The sequence below is a fragment of the Prevotella conceptionensis 9403948 genome (assembly GCF_000312305.1).
Lineage (GTDB): Bacteria > Bacteroidota > Bacteroidia > Bacteroidales > Bacteroidaceae > Prevotella > Prevotella conceptionensis.
The window spans coordinates 501,908-503,892 of the sequence record NZ_HE999443.1; the positions used below are offsets into that span (position 1 = coordinate 501,908).

At 52.7% G+C, this 1,985-nt stretch carries 2 protein-coding genes; both read left to right on the forward strand.

Translation table 11 applies throughout. The features are described from left to right. On the forward strand, positions 1–1,180 hold a 1,180-nt coding region (locus tag BN93_RS01805; RefSeq protein ID WP_019186648.1), incomplete at its 5' end, for a glycoside hydrolase family 20 protein. Between the two features lie 259 nt (positions 1,181–1,439). After that, positions 1,440–1,985, forward strand: a 546-nt coding sequence (locus BN93_RS01810; protein WP_019186649.1) for a BNR-repeat neuraminidase N-terminal domain-containing protein, incomplete at its 3' end; no start/stop codon positions are given.

Genomic DNA, 1,985 nt, shown 5'->3' on the forward strand with positions numbered 1-1,985 from the left:
TGGAAACGATAGCGTGTTTACCTTTCTCGAAGGTGTTCTCACCGAGGTGATGCAGCTTTTCCCCTCCGAATATATCCACATCGGGGGCGACGAGGCTTGGCAAGAGAAGTGGAAAACCTGCCCCAAGTGCCAGCAGCGAATGAAAGACGAGGGGCTGAAAGATACCCACGAGCTGCAAGCCTACTTCATCATGCGCATCGAAAAATTCCTTAATGCCCACGGCCGAAAGCTGTTGGGATGGGACGAAATCATGCAAGGTCGCTTGGCACCCAATGCTGCCGTGATGTCGTGGACGGGCGAAGAGGCTGGCTTGAAGGCTGCAAAGGCTGGGCATCACGTGGTGATGACGCCTGGCGCATACTGCTATCTCGACATGTATCAAGACGTTCCGTTCACCCAACCCAAGGCTATGGGCGGCTATGTTCCGCTAGAAAAGGCTTATTCTTACGAGCCAATAGCCCATAAAGAGTCGGCCGACACGCTGGAAAAATTCATCGACGGCGTGCAAGGAAACCTTTGGACCGAGGAAGTGCCTACGCCCGAACATGCCGAGTACATGCTTTATCCGCGAATGTTGGCCATTGCCGAAGTGGGATGGACGCGCAACCGTCCGTCTTACGACAACTTCCGCCACCGCGCCATACAGGCACTCGACCGCATGAAGGCTATGGGCTACAACTTCTTCGACTTGCGAAACGAACGCGGACGGCGCGAAGAATCGCTAACGCCCGTAACGCATTTGGCTGTTGGAAAACCCGTAACTTATCTTTCGCGTTACACGGAGAAGTATCGCGGAACGGGCGACAATACACTTACCGACGGACGTCGGGGCGATTGGGTGTTTAAGGGCGACCGCTGGCAAGGCTTTATTGGCGGCGAATGTATGGACGCCGTGATAGACCTTGGGGCGGAAACCGAACTGCACGAAGTATCGGCCGACTTCCTGCAATCGATGGGTGTAGACATCGCTTTCCCCGACAGCGTAGAGCTATTGGTGTCTGCTGATGGGCAGAACTACACCTCGTTGCAACGCCGCGATGTGGAACGGCACGACAAACGCGAGTATTTCATCGAACCCTTTACGTGGAAAGGCACGGCCAAAGCACGTTACGTACGCTTGCGGGCCAAGCAAGGTGCCGAAGGCGGATGGGTGTTTTGCGATGAAGTGAAAGTGTGGTAGAGATGTTTTTAAGGGTGAAAAGGCTTTTAAAGGTGAAAGGGCTTTTAAAGGTGAAAGGGTGAAAGGGTGAAAAGATGGCTAACGCCCTTTAAAGGTGTCCATCGGTTCCTAGATTTCTAGTTCAGTCTAGCTTTCGGACAAGTCGGACAAGTCGGACAAGTCAGACCTGTCCAATTAGCCTAACGCCACCTAGGCATTTGGCTTAACTCCTTAACTCCATAACTCCTTAACTCCTTATAACAAACTCAAACAACAAATTATGCGACTATTTCTCATTGCCGTTTTATCGGCCATTACTTTTGCCGCGCAAGCTAGCGATACGCTTTTTGTGCAGCAGCCGCAATACCCCATACTTATCGAACGCCACGACAACATCCTGATGTTGATGCGTATCGATGCCAAAGAAACGGGCACGCTGAACGCCCTAACATTAGACTTGGGCAACACACCGCGCCAGCAGATAAAAGCCTTAAAGCTGTATTACGGCGGCACAGATGCCCGGCAAGACTACGGCAAACGCCGTATGAAACCCGTGGAGTACATCACCAACTTCACTCCAGGCCGAACAATGGAGGCCATTCCTTCGTACTCGGTGAAGCAAGACGAGGTGCAACCCACGCAAGCCACTGTTACCCTGCGTAGCAAACAAAAGCTTTTCCCAGGCTACAACTTCTTTTGGGTGAGCATCGAAATGCAACCCACAGCCGCCTTGCACAACACTTTCAACATCGCTTTGCGCGAGGCTCTGGGCGACAACAGCCCGCTGACGGTTGAAAACGTGGGCCAACCTGCACCACTTCGCCGT